This is a genomic window from Actinoplanes sp. NPDC051633 (assembly GCF_040681735.1).
In the GTDB taxonomy this organism is placed as follows: Bacteria; Actinomycetota; Actinomycetes; order Mycobacteriales; family Micromonosporaceae; genus Actinoplanes.
This window is the reverse complement of sequence record NZ_JBFAZH010000640.1, coordinates 1-4,621: the sequence shown is the minus strand read 5'-3', so window position 1 is coordinate 4,621 and position 4,621 is coordinate 1. Positions and strand designations below refer to the sequence as shown.

The window sequence follows — 4,621 nt, the reverse complement described above, 5'->3', positions numbered from 1 at the left end:
CAGCTCGATCTGGTTCCGGTCGTTCTCCAGCAGCGGTGCCAGCCGGCGGCGGATGCCGACGTTCGCCTTCATCCGCGGATCCTTGGCGTACTCGGAGTACATGTAGTCGCGCTCTTCGTCAGTCACCATCTCGAGCGTGAGCTCGTCGTGGTTACGCAGGAAGATGCCCCACTGGCAGTTGTCCGGGATGGCCGGCGTCTGCGCCAGGATCTCGGAGATCGGGAAGCGCGACTCGCGCCGGACCGCCATGAAGATGCGCGGCATCAGCGGGAAGTGGAACGCCATGTGGCACTCGTCGCCGCCGGTCTTGGAGTCGCCGAAGTACTCCACCACGTCGGCCGGCCACTGGTTCGCCTCGGCCAGCAGCACCCGGCCCGGGAACTCGTCGTCGATCACCTTGCGGCAGTGCTTGAGGAAGGCGTGGGTCTCCGGCAGGTTCTCGCCGTTGGTGCCCTCCCGCTCGAACAGGTACGGCACCGCGTCCAGCCGGAAGCCGTCGATGCCCAGGTCGAGCCAGAACCGCAGCACGTCGAGCATGGCGTTCTGCACGGCCGGGTTGTCGTAGTTGAGGTCGGGCTGGTGCGAGAAGAACCGGTGCCAGAAGAACTGCCGGCGCACCGGGTCGAACGTCCAGTTCGACTCCTCGGTGTCCACGAAGATGACCCGGGCGTCCTGATACTTGTCGTCGGTGTCGCTCCACACGTAGAAGTCGCCGTACGGGCCGTCCGGGTCGCGCCGCGACTCCTGGAACCACGCGTGCTGGTCGGAGGTGTGGTTCATGACCAGGTCGGTGATCACCCGGATGCCGCGCTTGTGCGCCGCGTCGAGCAGGGCCACGAAGTCCTCGACCGTGCCGAACTCCGGCAGCACCCGGTAGAAGTCGCTGATGTCGTAGCCGCCGTCGCGCAGCGGCGACTGGTAGAACGGCGGCAGCCAGAGGCAGTCCACGCCGAGCCACTGCAGATAGTCCAGCCGCTCGATCAGGCCGCGCAGATCGCCGGAGCCGTCGGAGCTCGAGTCGTAGAACGCCCGGACGAGCACCTCGTAGAACACCGCGCGCTGGAACCAGGTGCGGTCCGCGGGCAGGGCTCTGGCGTGCTCGAAATCATCGGCGGTCGGATGTTCGACCACGCCGTCCTCGACGTGGCTGCCATCGCTCGGAATCGGGTCGTTCTTCAGATCCATCGTCACTTCCACCTACCCTGCCCGCGAAAGATCAACCCCGCCTAGAAGTTGCGCTGCACGACGAAGACGTGGGCCGGCTCGACATACGGGTCGATCCGCACCGCGTTGTGTTGCCCCCACTCGTACGATGCCCCGGAGATCTGGTCGGTGACCGTGAAACGGTCATGCCAGTCCAGTCCGAGCTGGGGCATGTTCAGCACGGTGTTGCCCCACTGCACGTTCATCGAGTCGAACGAGCAGATCACCAGTACGGTGTTGCCGGTCTCCGGATCGCGCTTGGAGAAGCACAACAGGTTCGGGTTGTCGATCTCGTGGAAACGCAGGTTGCGCAGCCAGTGCAGGGCCGGGTTCTCGCGCCGGATCTGGTTGAGCCGGGTGATGAACGGGGCAAGCGACCGGCCGGCCCGCTCGGCGGCGGCGTAGTCGCGCGGCTTCAGCTCGAACTTCTCGTTGTCGATGTTCTCCTCGGCGCCCGGCCGCGGCACGTGCTCGAAGAGCTCCAGACCCGAGTACATCCCCCACGACGGCGTGAGCATGCTCGCCAGCACCGTGCGGATCTTGAACATCGGCGGGCCGCCGTGCTGCAGATGCACCGGCAGGATGTCCGGCGTGTTCGGCCAGAAGTTCGGCCGCATCCAGTCGATCGAGCCGAGCAGGTCCTGCATGTACTCGCGCATCTCCTGGGCCGTCGTGCGCCAGGTGAAGTACGTGTACGACTGCGTGAAGCCGATCTTGCCGAGCCCGTTCATCATCGCCGGCCGGGTGAACGCCTCGGCCAGGAACAACACGTCGGGGTCCTCCTCCTTGACCTTGGCGATGAGCCACTGCCAGAAGTTGAGGGCCTTGGTGTGCGGGTTGTCGACGCGGAAGATCTTGACGCCCTGCGCCACCCAGTGCATGACCACGCGGTACACCTCGTCGCGCAGCCCGCGGTAGTCGTTGTCCCAGTTCAGCGGATAGATGTCCTGATACTTCTTGGGCGGGTTCTCGGCGTAGGCGATGGTGCCGTCGGCGCGCGTGGTGAACCACTCGGGGTGCTCTTTGACCCAGGGATGGTCGGGCGCGCACTGCAGCGCCAGGTCCATCGCGATCTCCAGGCCGTTGTCGTGGGCCACGCCGATGAAGTCGCGGAAGTCCTCGAGGGTGCCCAGCTGCGGGTGGATGGCGTCGTGGCCGCCCTCGTCCGAGCCGATCGCCCACGGCGAGCCGACGTCCACCGGACGTGCCACCAGGGTGTTGTTGCGGCCCTTGCGGTTGATCTTGCCGATGGGGTGGATCGGCGGCAGGTACACGACGTCGAAGCCCATCCCGGCGACGGCCGGCAGGCGCTCCGCGGCCGTCCGGAAGGTGCCGTGCTTGATCGGCGTCGCCTCCGCGCCGACCTCCGCGCCCTCGGAGCGGGGGAAGAACTCGTACCACGCCGAGTACAGCGCGCGCGGCCGATCGACCCAGATCGCGTAGGACCGCGTCGTGGTGACCAGCTGACGCACCGGGTTGTCCCACAGCAGCGACTGCAACTCCAGGGCGGGGGAGACCCGGGCGAACAGCGACCGGTCGTGGTCGCGCAGCGCGGCGGCGGCCTCGCGTACCCGATCCTGGTCGGACTCCGGCACGATCTTGACGGCCAGATCCAGCACGTCGGCGCCCTCGACCAGATCGTTGGCCAGATCCTCGACGCCCTGGCCCGCGCCGATCTTCTTGGTCACCGCGTTGTGCCAGGTCAAGTAGGGATCGTCGAACGCTTCGACGGTGAACGTCCACCTGCCGACGGTGTCCGGCTTGATCACCCCGTGCCACTGGTCGAGACCGGGCGCGCCCGGCTTCATCCGGGTGAACGGCTCGTTGTGCCGGTCCGGGCCCTGCCATACCACGTTCAACCCGAGCGCGTGGTGTCCTTCGCGATAGGACACCGCCGAGACCGGGACGAGCTCGCCGACCACCGCCTTGGCGGGGTAGCGGCCACAGGACACCGACGGGGTCACGTCCTCGATGGGAAAGCGTCCGGTCATGATCTCCACCGTAATCAGATTGGCCTGGACGGTTCGGCGACAGCGCGAATTCAACATCCGCCGTTGACTGGAAACTTCTCCGTAGTGGAGCGTTCGCAAACGGCCGCCCGCCGACAACGCTCAACCTACCGGAGCCCTATCGCTCAGGCTCATCGAGGCGCGCCTGAGCGCCGGCCGCAAAGGCACGCAATTCCGCGGCCGGGACGAGGGCAGGGATGCGGTCCGGCACCGCTGCGCCGGCGACGAGAACGATGTTTCCCGCCCGCCGCCCGCGCAGCATCTGGGGTTCGGCCATCGCGCGCACGTCGGCGAAGATCGCGGCCAGCGTCGCCACCTGGATCCGGGTGTGCGCCAGCGGCGGCACGTCCGTCACATTCATCACCAGGAGCCCATCCGGGCGCAGCGCCCGTCGCGCGGCCTCGGCGAACCCGGTGGTGCCCACGCTCACCGGGGCCGACGCGCCCTCGAAGACATCGACCACGATCGCGTCGTACCGCCCGGCCCCCTCGGTCTCCAGACACCGCCGGGCGTCACCCACCACGATCTGAACAGCCGCGGGCGGCGGCAGCATCCGGCGGATCAGCGCGACCAGCTCACCGTCGCGTTCCACCACCCGCTGCGCGGAGCCGGGCCGGATGTGGTCCAGGAAGCGGGGCAGCGCCAGGCCGCCGCCCCCCAGGTGCAACACCTCAAGGGGTACGAGTGCCGAGGTCATCGACCGCAGCACCGCCGCGGCCGAGATCAGGTAACCGAACCCGAGCCGGGTGGGGTCGTCGAGGTCGACGTACGACTGGGGCACGCCGTCCAGCAGCAGCGTCCAGGCCCGTGGCCGCGCCGGGTCGGGGCGCAGCTCGGCGATTCCGTGGGTGACCGCCGCGGCGACCGTTGCGCGTCGGTTGCCCTCGGGTGCCATCGCGGAGACCCTACTCAAGCCCGCGTCCCGCCCGCCGAGTGGTGAGCCGACGCGAGTCCGCCCCGGGCCCGTGCCGACGAGGGGAATCACCGGTGCCCGGACCGTCCGCCGATCTGTCGCCCGTCATCGCGGCGAGCACCCACTGGCTGTCCCGCGCCTACCCGCCGGCCGCCTCCGACGGCGCGTCGTTCAACCGCAACGAGGCTCAGGCCCGGCAGGCGGTGACTGTGGCGGCGTGGCTGCGCTATCCGACGGCGATGGACGCCGCGCTGGTCGCGATCGCCGGGCCGGGCGGCTCGGCGGTGCTCGACTGGCGCGCCGGGTCGGAGCCCGAGGACGAGCAGGACATCGACGAGGGCTGGCGTACCTGGGTCGACGAGGTCGTGGTGAGCTGGGCCGCGTGCCTGCTGGCCGACCCGCTGGTGGCCCGGCGCGCCGCCGACGCGGTGGCCGCCGCCGTCCCGCGGGTGCAGCCGCGCCCGCACGCCCGGGGCGACGAGTTCCGCCAGCTGCT

At 69.0% G+C, this 4,621-nt stretch carries 4 protein-coding genes; 1 reads left to right on the top strand and 3 read right to left on the bottom strand.

Going from position 1 to position 4,621, the window contains the following annotated elements; genetic code table 11:
* The 3 genes from AB0M20_RS28585 to AB0M20_RS28575 form a co-directional block, all read right to left on the bottom strand.
* Nucleotides 1–1,185 (bottom strand): alpha-amylase family glycosyl hydrolase (locus AB0M20_RS28585; protein WP_364303402.1); only part of this gene is annotated, 1,185 nt, incomplete at its 3' end.
* 41 nt (nucleotides 1,186–1,226) lie between these two features.
* Nucleotides 1,227–3,194, bottom strand: a complete 1,968-nt coding sequence (locus tag AB0M20_RS28580) for an alpha-1,4-glucan--maltose-1-phosphate maltosyltransferase (protein ID WP_364303400.1) — start codon at nucleotides 3,192–3,194, stop codon at nucleotides 1,227–1,229.
* Between the two features lie 136 nt (nucleotides 3,195–3,330).
* Complete coding sequence (locus AB0M20_RS28575; RefSeq protein WP_364303398.1) at nucleotides 3,331–4,107, bottom strand: fused MFS/spermidine synthase; 777 nt, start codon at nucleotides 4,105–4,107, stop codon at nucleotides 3,331–3,333.
* Between the two features lie 92 nt (nucleotides 4,108–4,199).
* Between AB0M20_RS28575 and AB0M20_RS28570 the strand changes: the two genes are divergently transcribed.
* On the top strand, nucleotides 4,200–4,621 hold a 422-nt coding region (locus AB0M20_RS28570), incomplete at its 3' end, for a hypothetical protein (RefSeq protein ID WP_364303396.1).

Coding starts and splice junctions, on each gene's coding strand:
- AB0M20_RS28580 (WP_364303400.1), bottom strand. CDS start 3,194: ATGACCGGACGCTTTCCCATCGAGGACGTGACCCCGTCGGTGTCCTGT.
- AB0M20_RS28575 (WP_364303398.1), bottom strand. CDS start 4,107: ATGGCACCCGAGGGCAACCGACGCGCAACGGTCGCCGCGGCGGTCACC.